Source organism: Thermostichus sp. MS-CIW-34 (genome assembly GCF_054060435.1).
Window position 1 is genome coordinate 25,540 of record NZ_JBSSDE010000020.1, and the last position, 16,789, is coordinate 42,328.

The window sequence follows — 16,789 nt, forward strand, 5'->3', positions numbered from 1 at the left end:
TGGGAAAGGGGCTGTGAGCGCTTGGGCCAGGGTTGGATGGAAGCTAACGCCGTTCCAGAAAATCGCGGCGCAGATCCCGAATCTCCTGCCGCATCTCCCGCATCTCTCGGGCCATCTCGTCAGTGCGCCGTTCCAAAGCTTCGGTGCGGCGCTCCACAGCTTCGGTGCGCCGTTCAATAGCCCGGGTGCGCTCATCAAACCGATCCATTGACTCGCGAAAAAACTGGGCCAGCATCGCCTGTCCTTCCCGCAGCTCTTGAATCAAAACCTGCTGGTTTTGTTGGACAAGGCGCAGCTCCTGCTGAGCGGCCTGCAATTCTCTTTGGGAGGCTTGCAATTCTCTCTGGGAGGCTTGCAATTCTCTCTGGGAGGCTTGTAGCTCCTGGATGGCTTGAATCAGCCACTGCTCTTGCTCAGGGGTCATGGTTGCTGAAGCACTACAGAATAAGGAAATCCTACCACTGCCAATTCTGATACATTTACGCTGAACACTGCTGACCATTACTGCTCAACGGTGAAGCGATAGCATTCTGTCCATTTCCGAACAGAAAGGCGGTATCCCGCAAAGCTCTGAGCATGACGCCCAGAGCGCCTTGCCAATCTCGTGGTAGCCTATGGTTGCACTTTGGGCATGTGAACACTTTTGCGCCACCCAACTTAGTATGGATGTGCCCGCACTTGGTACAGGTTTTGCTGGTGTACGCTTCCGATACTTCCACGACAACCACGTTTTTCTTTTGGGCTTGAAACTTCAGGAACTGCTTGAACCGATAGTGCGCCCAGGTGAGCATCGCCCTCGCCGTCTTGCTACCAAACTTCCTCCCTGCCTTGGCAACCATCTGGGTTGACTCGAAAGTGGGGAGGAATATCAATCGGTAGTTATCCGTTAGGAACGCCGCTACCTTGCGATGGCACTCGGCCACCAAGTTTCTGATTCTCTCCCGCAAGCGAAACGCCGCCTGCCGCATTCGCCTACGCTTGAGCCTCGGCGCTTTGCTCAGCCTGGATTGCAGGTCGTCTAGGTGGTAGCACAGCCGAGTGATTCTACCAAAGTCCCCCTTGGCGATATCTACAAAACCTGCTCCATCAAACCCTGTGAAGAAGCTTCTTACTCCAGGGTCAAGCGCAATCACCCCCTTCGCTAACGAACACTGCTCGTTCACGGGCCCAGGAAAGATGGCATACCATCTGTCTTTCACCCGCATTAGCTCAGTTCCGCGTGCCCATTCTCTGGGTATCTCCTCGGACGCACGGAATGTCAGGCCTCGGGTGAGTTTCGGATACCACGTCCCATTGCGAAAGTTGCCGGCGTTGAATTGCAGCGTATGCGACCTGTCCCGCACACTGCGAAACCTCGCGTCCTTACTCCGGTGAAACGCTAACCACGCCTCGACGACCGCGTTCTGTTTGATGTGGCAGGGGGCGTCCTTCACCCACTGGGGTAGGGCGGAACGCAGGATGATATCCCGCAACTTTCTGGCCGTTCTTGGAGCGCCATGCTGACGCTGATAGGCAATCGCTTGGTTGTAGCAGTACCGGCATGCCGCTTGCCAATGCTTCCAAGCCTTAGCCAGCGCTGGCTCCGGATAAATCCGTATCTTTCTCGATTGCAGCCCGATACTTCCTGAGTCCGTAGAGCCGACTGCTGAAGCAGTGCAGGATGGCGAGGATATCCTCAACCAGTTCCTGTTGGGGAGAAAAGTGATCGTCATCGAGAACCAAGATTTCGCACCCGTATTGGCGGCAGTACCACTCAACGAACTCAAATCCAAACCGGCAGAGTCGATCCCGGTGAGCGACCACAATTGTTCCGACATCTCCCGCACGAACTCGTTCCAATAAGGCAAGGAACTTTGGTCTTTTGAAGTTGAGACCGCCGCCAACCTCTCCGACCACTTCGGCTCCAGGATAGAGGTTAACCAGTCTTGCAATCTGTCGCTCCAAGTCTGACTTCTGCCCTCGACTGCTGACTCGGGCATACAAAACGACTCGCTTGGCCTTTCTGGGCGCTCTGATGTAGCTGTCGAGGTCATACCTTCTCGCCCTACCGGATGGTGTACGTATTGCATTGATCCAGCCCTTCTGTTCCCATCGCCTCAAAGTGTGGAGACACACCCCAAAGTAATCCGCCGCTTCTCTCGGTTTCACATACCTAGCCATACCAAGCAGCCATACTGAACATACTGTACATTATTTTCAGTATAGTCCAGCGTATCATTGACTAGAGTCATGCTCCTCTCCCTCTGGGTGAGGGCCTCAGCAGCGCGGAGCGCTCGAACACCCCCTTGGGCCACCCAAAACAAAAACCCCTCTCTCTTTGGAAGAGGGGCTGGGGTTGAGGACGGAAATTCAAGCTCGATCAGTAAAGGGCTTCTTCTTGGTGGGTGATGATGGTGCAGTCGGAAGTAGGGTAAGCCACACAGGTCAGCACATAGCCCTGCTCGATCTGATCATCATCCAGGAAGGACTGATCGCTTTGATCCACCGTGCCGCTCACCAGCTTGCCGGCACAGGTCGAACAGGCACCGGCGCGGCAGGAATAGGGCAGCTCGATCCCTTGCTCTTCCGCCACGTCCAAAATGTATTCGTCATCCGGCACATCGATGGTGACGTTTAAGCCTTGCTCCTCGTTGATCAGAGTGACCTTGTAGGTAGCCATCCTGGTTGGGTCTCCAGAAAAAACATCCACTCCTCATCCTGCCACCCTTCTGCCCCGGATCAAGCATCCTTTTGTGAGGAAATAGGCAAATCTTCCGGTTTTTTCCAGGTGGATCCGCAAAAGCCATGCCGGGCAAGGATTGTAAACTACCCGGCTCCGACCGCTAAGCGGTACGGAGCGGGCTTTCAGCAGCCCTGAGCCTGCTCTGCTCTACCAGAGAACAAAACAGGCCCGAACCTCTAGGCTGGTTTACGACAGCCCCCAAAAGCGCAATCACATTCGCACCATTAAAGTCCGCATCCCCTTCCCATCCACAGTGTCCACACTTGAACGACTTGCCACTGCGGTAGGATTGCGCAGGATCGGGATGAATGTGCAAACACCGGTGGCAGGTCTGCGACGTGTAGGCAGGCGGAACAAGAATCAGAGAAACCCCTGCAACCCTCGCCTTGTATTCCAGAAACTGGCGTAGTTGGTAGAACGCCCAACTGTTGGCCCTGCGCCGCTCGGTTTTGCTGCGGGGTTGTTGATTGACCCTTTCCCGAATCCCTGTCAAGTCTTCCAGAGCAATAGCGCTGTTTGTCGCCTTTGCCCTAGAGACAATAGCTTTGGAGATGCGATGATTGACCCACGCCTGAAAGCGCCTCTCCTTGCCAGACAGCCGTTGCAACAGTTGACGGCATCTGCGCCGCGAACTGCGTGTGCCCTTACTGGCTTTACGTTGGAGTGCCGCCCTCAGTCGGGAGTAGTGGTCGCGGACTCTGTTCAGCTGCTGTCCATTCCAGTTGTTCCCCTCTGACGTATGGGCAATATCTGTCCTTCCCAAGTCCACCCCGATCACCTTGTCGGTATCTTGTTGCTTGGGTGGTTTTTTCTCTACGCAAATCTGGATGTAGTAGGAGCCATCCTTCCGCTGGACTAGGGTGGCCGATTTGGGGTTAGAGCCAGCCAGCATTCCCCTCTGGTAGTTACCAATGGCTAGCTCAAAGCGTTCTCTCCCTTCCACCGTGGTCAGCGACACCGTCCAGTCTTTCTCGCGGAATGAAAAGATACGTGCGTCGTAGGTAACGAACCTACGCTTGAACTCTTTAACCGGACGGTTGTGCTGTCTCGCCACTTTGCGAGCGCCTGCCACCCGTCTGCACACCTGTTGAGCCAAGTTACTGGACAAGCCGAACCGGGCTCGAATCTCGTAGTAGCAAAGGGATTGCAGTTTGACCGCGTTGACGATCTTCTCCGGCGTGTTCTGGTTGGCCCAGTTCAAGGCTTGGCCAAAAGCGTCCATCGTCGCGTCCAATTTGGCGGCTTGCGACTGGGACACCTTGAGCTTGCAGGAGACGGTCAGGACTTGGATCATGGTTCTATCATAACTTCCGCATTCTTCCCGACACTGACCCTACGGGTACAGTGCGGGGCTCCTGCGATTTCTAGCTGACTGCTCTTCCGGTGGCTCCACCTGCTTTGCTCCCAGAAGCCGCCACCCGACTCCTTCCCGGGACCCTGCCCGGTGTCTGTGACCCACGTCACCTTTGATCTTGTCCAGAAAAAATCGGCAGTACTTGCCAAAGCGGGCTAATGGGCTTGTATGATAAGCAGAGTAAACAGACGAGCCGCTTATCCAAGCGCGTGTGCGTCTTTCCTCGATTGGCTCTTTCCTACGGCCTGGCTTGCCCTGGGCGAGTTGATCGGGTAAGTTAAGGGAAGTGTTCAGCCGAACCCCACTTTTTTGGTTAAGAGGAGAACAATGAACGGAACAATGCACAAGTGGCTCCTGAAGTCACTCGGGTCTCTGTCTCTGGCTTCCACAGTGGTGCTGCTGCCCCTGCTGCTCACCGGCTGCGGCGAAGAAAGCAGCACCGGCACCGTCACACCCGTACCGCCGCCGCCCCCACCACCCCCACCGGCTCCCCCGGCTCCGCCGCCACCACCTCCAACCCCTGTTCCTGCTCCCACTCCCACCACTGCTGGCCCCATCAGCGCTCTGCCCACCCAACTGGCCGCTCTCACTCCGGGGGGACTAGTCTTCTCCAACCCCATTGTCATTCCCGTTGGCTTTGGCATCCGCCGCTCCGGCACAGCCGAGAACCTGCCGCTGGCCACCTACTCTGACTTCCGAGCGGTGCTTTCCTTCCCCATTCCCGACGCCATTCCCCGCAACGCGATTGTGCAGGGGGCGCAGTTGACGCTGGTGCAGTTGCCCTCCAACGACTCGACCACCATTCCTGGTATTACTGGCGAGAAGGGGCGGGGCTTCTTCTTCCTGGATGTCACTCCCCACAACCTAGCGGCCAACAGTGTGGTGTTCCAAGAAGTGCGGCTGGGCGCGGTTGACAACGTGGTGTCCAGCGACTTCTTTGCGCCGGCGACTTCTGGCTTTGTGGCTTTGAGCTTTACGGGCAACGTGCTGGGGAACGATGCGTCGGCGGGGCCGCGGCTGGCGGATGTGGGGCCTGGGGTGCAGCGGGCGGTGTCGGCGCCAGGCCCGCGCTTCTACCAGGTGCGGCTGCAGTGTGCCAAGGAGGTGTGGAACAACCAGGCTACCTCTGTGTTCGCGTCGGTTTCCATCTCCGTCTCCAGCTCGGCCGGTGGCACGGCCAGTGGCGCTCCTCAGTTTAACGCAGTGGCTCCTGTGGCAGTAGGGTTCATTGGGAACATTACCCTAAATAATAATAGCAGTGCAAGCACCTATCGAGTTGAGCCCACCTCCCCAGCCACGCTCACGATTACCCTCCTGGCCACCAACCCAGTTACGGTAAGCTTCAGTGCTGCAGGAAGCACCTTTACTGCTTTCCTACCCACTGGTCAGACTACCATTACGCAGGGTATCCAACAGCTAAGTAACCTTGGAATTAGTCTTAGCTTCTCAATTACCGGTCCGTCGGTTACTGGTACTGTAGCTTCTCCCTCTGCCCAAACCTTCACTGCCTCTGGCAGTCAGCTCGCTGGCCCGGTCAACCTGACCCTGGTTATCCCCAACCAGACCTTCTCCTACACGGCCAGCTTCTCGGTCAGCTTCAGCACCAGCACCAGCGTGGCGGGGACGCCAGCTAATGCGGCTGGTTTCGAGATTAGCCAGGGGGCTACGGGCACCTGCCGCGCCGAGTTCGACAAAGAGCCGGCCACGGGTACGGGTGCTTCCCCTATCACCACCGCTCGCGGGCCGCGGCTGGACATCACCTTCACTGTCCCGCGCTAGTCGGCAGGCTGTTTAACCCCTCTGCGGGCCTGAAAGTTCAGGCCCGTTTTTTTCTCGCGGAACTCAGATGGGTGTAGGATTAGAGGTTATGAAATCTAGGGATCCAGGCCAAGTGACACCCGATGCGCTGATAGCTACTTTGGAAGTGGCCATCCGCCACCACCAGGCAGGGGATCTGCAGCAGGCGGAGACGGCCTACCGGCAGGTGTTGGCTCTCCAGCCCGAGCAGCCCGAGGCTCTGCATTTTCTGGGCATCCTCTGCTACCAAACGGGCCGCCTTGAGGAAGCCGCGGCCCACATGGCCAAGGCCACGCAGCTGCGGCCAGAGCAGGCAGCTTTTCACAGCAACTTGGGCGCTGTATATCAAGCGCTGGGCAAGCGGGAAGCAGCCATCGAATGCTACAGCCAAGCGGTGGCGCTGCAGCCGGATCACCTGCAGGCCCTCTTCAACCTGGGCCTCTGCCACTTCCAGCTGGGCCAGTACGACCAGGCTGAGCTGTATTACCGGCGGGCGCTGATCCTGCAGCCCCAGGATGCCCAGATCCTGACGGAGCTGGCCCAGATCTACCGACAGAAGGGGTGGCCGGCAACGGCCATCGACCATCTAGAGCAGGCGCTGGCGCTAGAGTTTACCCCAGAGCGGGCGCAAGAACTGGCCGAGCTCTGCCGCGAGGCGGGGCAGTTGGAGCGCTCCGTTGAGCTGTACCGCCAGCTTCTGGAGCAGGATCCGCAACAAGCGGCCTTGTACAACGGCCTGGGCTTGACCTTGGCAGAGCAAGGGAACTGGGAGGAAGCTATTGCCGCTTTCCGTCAGGCGCTGGCCCTGGATGGGCAATTGGTGGAAGCTCACATCAACCTGGGCACCGCCCTGCTGGAGCAGGGACAGCCGGAGGCGGCCATCGCAGCCTATCGGGCGGCTTTGGCGCTGCAGCCGGATCGCCCGCGGGTTTACTTCAACCTGGCCACAGCCTATCGCAAGCTGAAGCAGCCGCAACGGGCGCTGGACTACTACCATGTGGCCCTTGGCCTGCAGCCTGAATATGCCGAAGCCTACCGGGGCTTGGCGGGTTTTTTGTCGGATCGGGGGTTTCGCAAGGTGTTCCCTTGCGGCATGGCCGATAGCATGGCCCACCTCAGCCGCGCTCTGGGCGTGCGGCCCGACTTTGCCGAAGCCTACTTCGAGGCCGGCTGCCTGCTATTGGATCAACTGCGGTTTAAGGAGGCCATCCCCTTGCTGGAAGCGGCCCTGGAGCACAAGCCTGACTTTGCCCTGGCCTACAACAACCTGGGCCTAGCCTATCGGCATTTGAACGAGCCGGAAAAAGAAGAGATTCAATATCGGCAGGCGCTGGTGCACGACCCAGAACTGGGAGAAGCCTACTGCAACTTGGGGCTGTTGTTGCAAAGCCAGCACCGCAACGAAGAGGCCCTGCCGGTTTTGCAGGAGGCCGCCCGCCTCAAGCCGGACTTTTTGGAGGTGCACCGGGCCCTGGGATCCGTTTACAAAGAGTTGAACCGCCTAACCGAGGCGCTGGAATCTTTTCAGCGCGCCCTGGAAATCAACCCCGAGGATCCTTCCACCTATGCAGGGTTGGCAGGCACCTTCCTCCAGCAATGCCGCCACGAGGAGGCCATCAAAGCCTACCGCAAGTCGGCCAAGCTGGCTCCGGGGGTGATCGCTTTCCACGGCAACATCCTCATGGGCCTGCACTACGCCCCCGATTTCGATCCCGAAGAGACCCTGCGGGAGCACAAGAAGTGGGGGGATGCCACCCAAGCCTCGGTGGCCCATCTGCGGCGGCCCTACCACCGGGATCGGGATCTGAAGCGGCCTCTGCGCATCGGCTACATCTCCGGAGACTTTAAGCTGCACTCCGTGAGCATGTTTTTTGAGCATGTCTATAACCACCACAACCACGAGCGCTTCCAGATCTACTGCTATTCCAACGGGCCGTATTCGGACATTGTGACCGAGCGGATGAAGGAAAAGGCCGATGCCTGGCGAGACATCCACAAGATCCGCTCCGATGTGGAGGTGGCCGACCTCATCCACGAGGACAAGATCGACATTCTGGTGGATTTGGCCGGCCACACGGCCTACAACCGCTTGGGCGTGCTGGCCCTCAAACCTGCCCCCATCCAGGCCACCTATCTGGGCTACCCCAACACCACCGGCCTGACCTTGGTGGACTACCGCATCACCGATGCCTATGCCGACCCGCCGGGCATGACGGAAAGGTACCACACAGAAAAGTTGATGCGCCTGCCTAAAAGCTTTCTCTGCTACAACCCTGTGGATATTTTCCCGCCGGTTTCCGAGCTGCCGGCCCTCTCGGCGGGCTACATCACCTTTGGCTGCTGCAACAACCCCACCAAAATTACCCCCAACGTGGTGGCAGTGTGGGCGGGGATCCTCAAGCGGCTGCCCAATGCCCGCATCCTGCTCAAAAACATGCGCTACACCGACCGCAGCGTCTGCGAGATCTTCTGGGGGCACTTTGAGCGGCACGGGGTGGATCGGCAGCGGGTGCACCTGGTGGGAGATCGCCGCAGCATTCCAGAGCACCTCCAGATCTACAGCGAGATTGACATTGGCCTAGATCCTTTCCCCTACAACGGCACCACCACCACCTGTGAAACCCTCTGGGGCGGTGCGCCGGTGGTGGTCTTGGCGGGCAACGCTCATGTCTGCCGGGTGGGGGTCTCCATCCTCACTAACGTGGGGCTGCCGGAGCTGGTGGCCCAAACGCCGGAAGAATACGTGGAAATTGCCGTGAACCTGGCCAGTGATCTGGAGCGGCTGCGCCATTTGCGCCACAGCCTGCGAGGCATGATGGAGAAATCGCCCCTGCGGGATCCGCAAAGCCATGCCCGCGCCCTGGAGCGGGCCTATCGGCAGATGTGGAAAAACTTGGTGGTCAGCGGTCAGTAGGTTCCTCGGATTCCGAAGGAGCCACCTGCTCGAAAATGTCCCACAGCTTGGCGGCCACTGTTGCCCAGCTCAGCTCCTTGGCCTGTTCCAACCCTTTGGCAATGAGGGGAGAGCGTACCGGGTAGCTCTGGATGCGCTGCAAGGCGTCAACCAGCTCTTGAAGAGAGCCTTGGCAGAGCAGGGCTGTCGAGTTCTGCAAGGGATCCTTATCTTTTTTCTCTCCAGAGGCAGTTGCCGACTCCGAGCCGGAGGCATTTGGCTGCTCATCCCGGTAATGCACCACAGGACAGCCGCAGGCCATCGCCTCAAGGGGGCTGCTGGGCCGAAAGGTGGAGTGGAAAACCAGCGCCAGAGCCGAGGAATAGGCGCAGGCAAGCTCGGGATTGTTCAGGCTGAGGTAGCGAAGGCCTTCTCGTTGGGGCAGTTGCGCTTTGACAGGATCCACCTCCAGAGGACTGGGAAAGGCAAAGACCAGCTCGGTGCGGGAGAGCCTTTGGCCCTGCAGGATCTCCCAAGCTTGGCTGACAGCCTGGATGCCACGGTAATCAGCCAGCTGTTCGGGCAAGACGGCCAAGAAAAAAGGGCGAGTCAACTGAAACTTGCGGCGAAACTCGGCCATGGCATCGGGAGCAGCCGGCTTGGCCCAGCCTTCAATGGCCGGGTAGACTAGCGACATCTGCTCGGGAGGGATCCCGGGGTAGTGGGTTCGGAAGCCAGCAAGCACTTCATCGGAGAAGAAAACGTAGTGGGAAGCAGCCAAGATGGCGTTTTTCTTCTCGATGTATTCTGGATGAAACTGGCTGCCAGCCTCTGCTTCTAGGTCGTAGATGAAGGCGATGGAAGGGGTGGAGATGGGGGTGGTGTAGCCGGTGGAGAGAAACAGCCTGGCCTTGAGCTGGTCGCAGGTGCTCTGCAGGCCGGTGCGATCCTCATCTGCCTCTGCAAAAGCAAAGCGGGGGATCTCGGAAAAAAAAGTTCCCGGCGGCAGCCAAGTTTGCCCGCGGGTGAGCACCACAAACTCCGTTGCCTTCTTGGCCTTGACCCATTCTTCAATGAGGCTCAGCCACAGGTAGGACTGATCCAAAAGTGGAGAGCGAGAAAACCCTTCCGACTGCCAGATAACCCCGTCGATGACGATCATCCCCCACCTCGTCTGAGCAATTTAAGAGACATTGAGAGCGGCAAACATTTTGGCCAGGTAGAAGTCTTTGTAACGGGTTTGGGCAATTTGGTCATGGACGCCCAGGATGAAAGCTACCAGATCGTAGGACAGGTAAATCTCATGCAAAACTACCGCCATAGCCAGCCGCTGGCGCGAGGAAAGCCGACCCAAGTGCATAAAGTTTTTGACGTAAACATAGTCGCACCACAACACTTGGGTGTAAGGGCGATAGGTTCTGGAGGAGAAAGGCTTGAGGCAGGCGCCAAAGTTGCTGGTCATGCCATGGAGGAGAAAGCCTTCTTCCCTAAGGGCAATATCTACGTCGCTGAAAAGAGGTTGGCCTTTGTAGAGAGGGATGTACTCCACTTCTGTTTGGATGACAGTAACACTCTGTAGAGTTTTCCTAGCACCCCGGATGACATCCAGCTCAGCTCCCTGAACATCCATCTTGAGAAAGTCCACTTCGCCCAGCTCTGGAATATCATCCAGGCGGGTAGTCTGGACTTCCTCGACCCGAGTTACCCGACAAACTTCCGCCAAGTTCTCAAAATGCTGGGCTAGCTCCTGATCGGGCTCGTAAAGAGAGGAGGTGTAGCCGGCATTGGTGAAATAGAACTTGCGGCGGGATCCATCCCCAATGAAATAGGGAAAGTATTGCCGCTTCACTTTGTCGGCGCGAGGAGCCTCGGCTAGGGCTCTGGCGTTGAGCTTTTCACACTCTTCCTTCTGGGGCTCAAATCCTATCACTTGGGCATGCCCTTCCTGAACCAGCTTGTCGAAGTTATCGCCGCCCAGAAACATCGCCCCCACGTCTGCAATTCGGATAAAAGGCATGTCTTTGCCGAGGATCTCGCTAATCGGGAAAGGCATTACTCTACTCCACAGAAACGGCTAGATCAGACCAGCTTTGCTCGCCAGAGAAAAGCGATTCGGATGCACGGCAACCAAGTTTAGCGCAGTTGGCAGTTGCACAGAAGCCTGAACGGTACTGAGATCTTGGATCATCGGGTTGTAAACATAAATGAGATAGCCTAATTCGGCGAGAAGCTTCGCCGACTCCAAACCTGAAAACTGGCCGACATTTTGGTTTTCAAACAGGATCAGCGGGGTACAGGTCTCGATCAGCTTTCTCCCCCCCTTCAAAACGGGAACTTCTGCCCCTTCCGCATCGACTTTGAGCAAATCAATGTCGGGGCTGCCCTCTGAGATCCACAGCTCGTCTAAGGTAATTTGCTGCACCGGCTTGGTTTCTTCTACAACCGACATGGGATCCGTGACGATGCGGTTGAAAACGCTGGCCCCTTCGCAAACCAAATAAACTTCCCGAGGCTCTTCGCCAACTGCAGCTTCCACGACCTGTACAGAGGGATCGAGTTGGTTTTGAGCAACAGTTGCCCGCAAGCACTGCAAACATCCCGGCGTGGGCTCGATGGCATAGACTTTTCCAGACTCGCCCACACAGCGGGCAAAGAGAAAGGTGTAAACCCCAACGTTGGCCCCCACGTCAATGGCGTTCATGCCCGGCTTGAGGATTTGCCGACACAGCTCGATTTCACTCTCAAACCAGCGATCTTGAGCCAGGAGGACGAAGGTCACAATGCTTTTAAGATCTGGCTCTAGCCTTAGCTTGTACCCCTCATACTGAGTCCAAATCTCCATACTGGCCACCGCCTCCGAGGCTGGATCTCCGTTAGGAGGCGTTTCTAACTCTTGCTCTGCTGAATCCGACTCTGCCTTGGAGGGATCCTGCCGCGGAATGTAGCGATCTAGAACCAGTTGCAGCACTTGCATGGCCCGATCTTTTTGGCCAGGGAAGTGATCCGCTATTTTCTGCAGCAAAAAAGGCCCTTCCGGCTGCGCTTGGGCCGCCGCATTCATGGCAACCACCATTTGCGCCTCTAGATCCTCTGGGTCAATGGCTGCAGCCAGCCGCCAGTAGGGCAATGGCTCCGGTCGGTAAACGACTCCGCTGTGGTGGGCTAGCCAACGGGCTAGAGTGTGGAGGTAGCGCTCGCGGGGGCCAAGGCGGGAAGCAGAAGCGGCCTTAGAAGAGCGGCGGGCCTTTTTGCTAGCAGAAGCCAGACGAGGGGGATCCCAAGCCAGCCTGGGCTGGGATCCGGTTAGGCCCAATCTGGGATCTTCTAGGTAACGCTGGGTCAAAAGCCGGGAGAGCAGCTCTTTTCCCTCTTGGAGGGCCGTGTAGCCGCTTCCCAAGGCCAAAAGGGCATGGAGGCGATTGAACTGGGAGGGGAGATGGTTGGGATCGAGATCCAAACCCTGCCGCCAAGCTGCCAGAGCCATGGCCCAAGCCGCACGTCGCTCCCGCGAGGTTTTGGCTTGCTGGGCCTTCAAGCAGTGAGAGATGCCCAGCTCGTTACATTCATCGGCAGTGGTGGGGATCCCCATGGCTTGGCTGACTAAGCTGCTGGACTATCCTATCACTTTGCCGGAACTCATCCTTCTCTGAAGCAGCAAAAGAGAGCATGCCTCTAACCCCCAAAACCCTGAACTTTGCTGAATTTACTGAGCTTTAAGCGGTTTGGCAAAAGTCATTGAGAGGGATATAGTAGACCAAGTTTCCCCCTGATCCTTGAGTCCACCGCAACGGTTGCCGGGAAGTGAAGGGGGAAAGCGCTCGGGGGGTATTCCTCAGGGCTTTGCGGGATACCGCCTTCCTGCTCAGAGATAGGCAGGATGCGATCGCTTCTTTCCTGAACCATGTTCAGGAGAGTTCAGCGTGAATGTATCAGGTAGTCTATCTAGGGAAGCAGTGCTGCTTGTTGTTGAGGAGTGTTCATGGTACGCCGTTTCCCCGTCTGGATTGCTGCTGCCGCCCTGGCAGGAGGGATCGCCTGTACGCAGGCAGCTCCTGTGCAAACTCCTGACCAGGTGGTGAGCACTTTCATCGCTGCTGCCGAGAAGGGGGACTGGGGCACGGCAGACAGCTACCTGACGGAGCGCTTCAGCAATGCCCTCCGGCCGGGATCCCTGCCTTCGATTTGGGGCACGGTGGGGAAAAACGTGCAGGTGCGCAACCAAGAGGTGACCGGGAAGACGGCCTATGTCTGGGTGGAGGGCACCGACTCGCTGGAGGATGCGGCCCAGCGCCTGGGGCTGGATCCCTTGACGTTGCGCAAGTATTTGACCCAGCCGGATCTGGCGGATCCGACCTATCAGCAGTTGGCCCCCCAGTTGGTGGGGATGCGCCTGGAGGGAGAGACGGTAACCTCCCGCGTCAAGATCACCCTCTACCAGCAAGATCGCGGCTGGCGAATTGAAGTGTGGCAGCCGGATAAGCCACCTGCTGCTTCGGGATCCCAGTCGGAAAACCCAGAAGAGACAGAAGCAGCGGATCCCGGTGAAAATTCTGCATCTCCAACCGAGAACCCCTAGGACTGTTACCTGCAGGGAGATTGGGGAGGGTGTGGATGTGAGAGCGTGGTTTTTCTTGGTGCTGGCTTTGCTGCCTCTGGGGGGTTGCTGGCAGGCCAAAACGGCGGAGGAAACGCTGCGGGAGTTTGTCCAGGCGGCCAATGCCCGCGATTTTGCCACCGCAGAAGCCCTGCTCACTCCGCGGCTGCTAAAAGGGATCCCTCCGGGGGCCTTGGATCAATCGTGGCCCTCAGCGGAGGAGTTTACCCTCACCCCCATTCAAGCGGTGGGCAATACGGCCATTTTCCGGGTGGAGGCAATCCTGAAGCCAGAAGCGGTGGTGCCGACTTTGCGTTTCCAGTTCACTGCCGAGGAGCTGCAACGATTTTTAACAGAGCCGGATCGGGAGGATCCCCGGTTTCGCCCTTTTCGCTCTCAGTTGGGCTTCTACGAGCCTTTGCCGGAGGGTCGGCTGCGCGCAGTTATGGAGGTTACCCTCTATCGCCAGGCTCAAGGGTGGCGGGTGGAGTTGGCTCGGCTGCAGCCTTTAAATACAGAGGTTCTCTACGAGCCAATCAAGTTAGCGGAAGAAGCACAGCCTTTCCAACTAACTGGGACGGTGCGGCTGCTCAACCGCAAGGAGGGCTGGATTGGGGTCAACTTGGAAAAAGTCAGCCCCAGCTTGGAGCGCTACGCGGGCACGTGGGTCTCGGTGGTTCCCGCTGAGGAGGTGCAAGTGACTCGCCTTGGCCGCTCTGCCAGCTGGCTGGATCTGCTCCCGGGAGATGTGGTGGAAATGGAAGGCACCGTTCGGTTCGCCGTCAACGTCGATGCGGAAGGATCGATCCCAGCAGCCATTCGGGCCGAGCAAATCAGGGTACTCAAAGCAGACTCAGAGGGATCCGGATCCCAGCCTTAGGTGGGACAGCTCCTGAGGGAGCAAGTCCTGTTAACGCAGGGGAGAGTCCAACAGCACCACCAGCCGCTCTTCCAGAAACTTCAGGTTGGCCACCACCTGGTTAAAGGCTTCTTCTGGGGTCCAATCCATGAAATCCAGGGCCTTGGCCACCAGAGCCTGCACAGGCACAGGTTTCTCCCCAAACACATCAACCAGCCAGCGCACCGAGAAGGGATCGATGGCAATGTTGCCCTCGGATCCGGGCCAACCGTTGATATTGACCGGGCCATTGTCGCGGATGGCATTCTCAAAGGCAGCCTTGGCGTTGAGCCTCAGCAGCAGAGGATGCGCCTGTACCGAGCCATTTCTCCATTCCTCGCTGCTGAAGGGTTGAGGAGAAGTCGCTCCGGTGGGGTGGCCACACCAGAAGTCGATCAGGCGGGTCAGGTTAGGAAAGATTAACTCGATAAAGTGCAGCAGCTCCTCTTGGTTGAGCTTTTTGATTTGCCGCAGAGCGTAGGGAACGGGCTTGGTGAGGACCCGCTCCAGCTTCCACTGCTGCCAATTGACCATGCTGATGAACTCCAGCCCGGCCTGGCGGAGCATCTGGAAAACCTGAGGCACGGTAAAGCCTTTGTCGCTGCGCAGCAGAAAGTTGGCCAGGATCCCATTGGTGGTTTTGATGGCATCCCCCTGCCAGTGGCTTTTGACGAAGCTGCCCTCGTGAAGGGCATCCATCACTTCCCTCAAGATGGGAACGGCTTTGGCAGCCGGCTCATCCATCACCCCCAGCAGCTCCATGGCATCCTGCATGTTGAAGATAAACTGGCGCTGGTAAAGGCTGTGGACATTGGTGCGGATGATGCCGTCCGGTTTGAGGACTTGGCGCATGCCTTTCAGCCCCGCCACCGGATCGTCCAGCAGGTAGAGCACGTCGTTGCAGGCGATGAAATCGAATTGCTCCCCCAAGGCCCTCAGGTCGGTGATGTCCATCACCTCGAAGCGCACGTCTGGAATCTGGTGAAACTCAAAGCGCTGCCGGGCCATTTTCAGGGATTCTGCCGAGATGTCCACCCCGACGAAGGTGGCACCCGGATTGGCCGTGGCCAGCACGAGGGTCTCCCAGCCGGAGCCACAGCCGGCGTTGAGCATTACTTTGCCCTCCGGTTTCACCACCTTGCGGTTGCGGCGATAGTAAGCGGTGGTGAGGCTGTTGGCAAACAGCGCGAAGTTATCCGTAACCGTCTGCTCAATCGGCACATTCGGGTACGGAAACTCGTCAAACTGTGCCTGAACCAACTTGGAAGTGGATTGCTCCGGCATAGGGATCCCTGCCTTTCTAAGCTTATTAGGATTCTAAAGCGACCCCAGCGCTTATCCCAGCCGCTGCTCGGTTTGCGGGTCAAACAGGTGGAAGCGATCCATGTCGAAGATCACTTCCGCCCACTGGTTGACGCGCAGCTGGGTACGGGGATCCACGCGGGCAATAAACTCCTGCTCGGCCAGGATCCCTTCTCGGTCGCTGGTGCTGAGATAGAGGATTACTTCATGGCCCACCAGCTCCGTTACCGAGACCTTAGCCCGCACCGGGGCAGGTTGGATCCCTGGGGGTTGGTAGTGGGGATCGTGGATGTTTTCCGGGCGGATGCCGAAGATGACCGACTTGCCGACGTATTGCCAATAGGGCTCTGCCTGGTGGGGCGGGATGGCCACGCGGAAGGCGCCGGTATCGATCCAGAGGGTGCCCTCCTGCTCCCGCAGCTTGGCCTGGAAGAAATTCATGGCGGGGCTGCCGATGAACCCGGCCACAAACAGGTTGGCCGGGCGGGTGTAGAGGGTGTGGGGGGTATCCACCTGCTGCAGGCGGCCATCCTTCATGACGGCGATGCGGTTGCCCATGGTCATGGCCTCCACCTGGTCGTGGGTAACGTAGATGAAGGTGGTGCCCAGTTGCATGTGCAACTTGCTGATCTCGGCCCGCGCCTGTACCCGCAGCTTGGCATCCAAGTTGGAGAGGGGCTCATCCATCAAAAACACCGCCGGATTGCGCACGATGGCCCGCCCGACGGCAACCCGCTGCCGTTGCCCACCCGAAAGTTCCTTGGGCTTGCGGTTGAGCAAGTGCTCGATCCCAAGGCGCTTGGCCACCCCCCTAACCCGGCTTTCGATCTCCGCCCGTGGCAGGCCGCGCAGCTTGAGGCCAAAGGCCATGTTCTCGGCCACGGTCATGTGGGGGTAGAGGGCATAGGATTGGAAGACCATGGCGATATCCCGATCCTTGGGGGGGACATCGTTCACCACCCGGTCGCCAATGTAGATGGAGCCGGCGCTCACTTCTTCCAAGCCGGCCAGCATGCGCAGGGAGGTGGTTTTGCCGCAGCCGGAGGGGCCGACAAAGACGAGAAATTCCCCGTCTTCGACGGTGATGTTCAGGTCATGGACGGCGGTGGTGTCTCTGTAGCGCTTGGTAACGTGTTCGTAGGTAACGCTGGCCATGCTCTCAACCTTGGCTCCGTTGCGCACTCAAACCCTATCCAAAGCGGCGGGCAAAAGTCAAATCGAGTTGAGTT

At 58.1% G+C, this 16,789-nt stretch carries 14 protein-coding genes; 4 read left to right on the top strand and 10 right to left on the bottom strand.

What is annotated here, in order from left to right; all coding sequences use genetic code 11:
- Positions 1-43: 43 nt before the first annotated feature.
- The 5 genes from ACVWYY_RS08470 to ACVWYY_RS08490 all read right to left on the bottom strand — a co-directional run bounded on the left by ACVWYY_RS08470 (position 44) and on the right by ACVWYY_RS08490 (position 4,016).
- Positions 44-424 (bottom strand): hypothetical protein, encoded by a 381-nt coding sequence (locus ACVWYY_RS08470; RefSeq protein WP_457440225.1) that lies wholly within the window; start codon positions 422-424, stop codon positions 44-46.
- Positions 425-479: 55 nt separating this feature from the next.
- Positions 480-1,679, bottom strand: coding sequence for an RNA-guided endonuclease InsQ/TnpB family protein (locus tag ACVWYY_RS08475; RefSeq protein ID WP_457440227.1), 1,200 nt, complete (start codon positions 1,677-1,679; stop codon positions 480-482).
- On the bottom strand, positions 1,567-2,160 hold the full coding sequence (locus tag ACVWYY_RS08480; protein WP_457440229.1) for an IS607 family transposase: 594 nt from the start codon (positions 2,158-2,160) through the stop codon (positions 1,567-1,569). Before ACVWYY_RS08480 ends, ACVWYY_RS08475 begins: the two co-directional genes overlap by 113 nt.
- A gap of 199 nt (positions 2,161-2,359) precedes the next feature.
- Positions 2,360-2,659, bottom strand: a complete 300-nt coding sequence (locus ACVWYY_RS08485) for a ferredoxin (RefSeq protein ID WP_011433206.1) — start codon at positions 2,657-2,659, stop codon at positions 2,360-2,362.
- Positions 2,660-2,822: 163 nt separating this feature from the next.
- On the bottom strand, positions 2,823-4,016 hold the full coding sequence (locus ACVWYY_RS08490; RefSeq protein ID WP_457440231.1) for an RNA-guided endonuclease InsQ/TnpB family protein: 1,194 nt from the start codon (positions 4,014-4,016) through the stop codon (positions 2,823-2,825).
- A gap of 387 nt (positions 4,017-4,403) precedes the next feature.
- On the opposite strand from ACVWYY_RS08490, the gene ACVWYY_RS08495 reads away from it, so the two are divergent.
- Both ACVWYY_RS08495 and ACVWYY_RS08500 read left to right on the top strand, forming a co-directional pair.
- Positions 4,404-5,855: a hypothetical protein gene (locus ACVWYY_RS08495; RefSeq protein ID WP_457440233.1), complete on the top strand. Its 1,452-nt coding sequence runs from the start codon at positions 4,404-4,406 to the stop codon at positions 5,853-5,855.
- A gap of 88 nt (positions 5,856-5,943) precedes the next feature.
- Complete coding sequence (locus ACVWYY_RS08500) at positions 5,944-8,787, top strand: tetratricopeptide repeat protein (RefSeq protein ID WP_457440235.1); 2,844 nt, start codon at positions 5,944-5,946, stop codon at positions 8,785-8,787.
- Here ACVWYY_RS08500 and ACVWYY_RS08505 read toward each other — a convergent pair.
- Genes ACVWYY_RS08505 through ACVWYY_RS08515 form a run of 3 tightly spaced genes read right to left on the bottom strand, consistent with a single transcriptional unit; the run spans position 8,774 to position 12,355 of the window.
- Complete coding sequence (locus tag ACVWYY_RS08505; protein ID WP_457440237.1) at positions 8,774-9,928, bottom strand: hypothetical protein; 1,155 nt, start codon at positions 9,926-9,928, stop codon at positions 8,774-8,776. The genes ACVWYY_RS08500 and ACVWYY_RS08505 overlap by 14 nt on opposite strands.
- Positions 9,929-9,949: 21 nt before the next feature.
- Positions 9,950-10,819 carry an FkbM family methyltransferase gene (locus tag ACVWYY_RS08510; protein WP_457440239.1) on the bottom strand — a complete coding sequence of 290 codons (870 nt, stop codon included), beginning with the start codon at positions 10,817-10,819 and terminating at the stop codon, positions 9,950-9,952.
- A gap of 21 nt (positions 10,820-10,840) precedes the next feature.
- Positions 10,841-12,355, bottom strand: a complete 1,515-nt coding sequence (locus tag ACVWYY_RS08515; RefSeq protein WP_457440241.1) for an FkbM family methyltransferase — start codon at positions 12,353-12,355, stop codon at positions 10,841-10,843.
- Between the two features lie 390 nt (positions 12,356-12,745).
- Here ACVWYY_RS08515 and ACVWYY_RS08520 point away from each other — a divergent pair, with 390 nt between their 5' ends.
- Entirely contained in the window at positions 12,746-13,342 is a 597-nt protein-coding gene (locus ACVWYY_RS08520; RefSeq protein ID WP_143597107.1) for a hypothetical protein, read from the top strand.
- 31 nt (positions 13,343-13,373) lie between these two features.
- Positions 13,374-14,240 (top strand): hypothetical protein, encoded by an 867-nt coding sequence (locus ACVWYY_RS08525; RefSeq protein ID WP_457440243.1) that lies wholly within the window; start codon positions 13,374-13,376, stop codon positions 14,238-14,240.
- Positions 14,241-14,270: 30 nt separating this feature from the next.
- Here the strand turns inward: ACVWYY_RS08525 and ACVWYY_RS08530 are convergent, their stop codons facing one another.
- Together ACVWYY_RS08530 and ACVWYY_RS08535 are read right to left on the bottom strand one after the other, a co-directional pair.
- The gene (locus tag ACVWYY_RS08530) at positions 14,271-15,542 is read right to left on the bottom strand and encodes a class I SAM-dependent methyltransferase (protein ID WP_457440245.1); all 1,272 of its coding nucleotides are present in this window, start codon (positions 15,540-15,542) and stop codon (positions 14,271-14,273) included.
- Positions 15,543-15,593: 51 nt separating this feature from the next.
- On the bottom strand, positions 15,594-16,715 hold the full coding sequence (locus ACVWYY_RS08535; protein ID WP_457440247.1) for an ABC transporter ATP-binding protein: 1,122 nt from the start codon (positions 16,713-16,715) through the stop codon (positions 15,594-15,596).
- Positions 16,716-16,789: the final 74 nt, after the last annotated feature.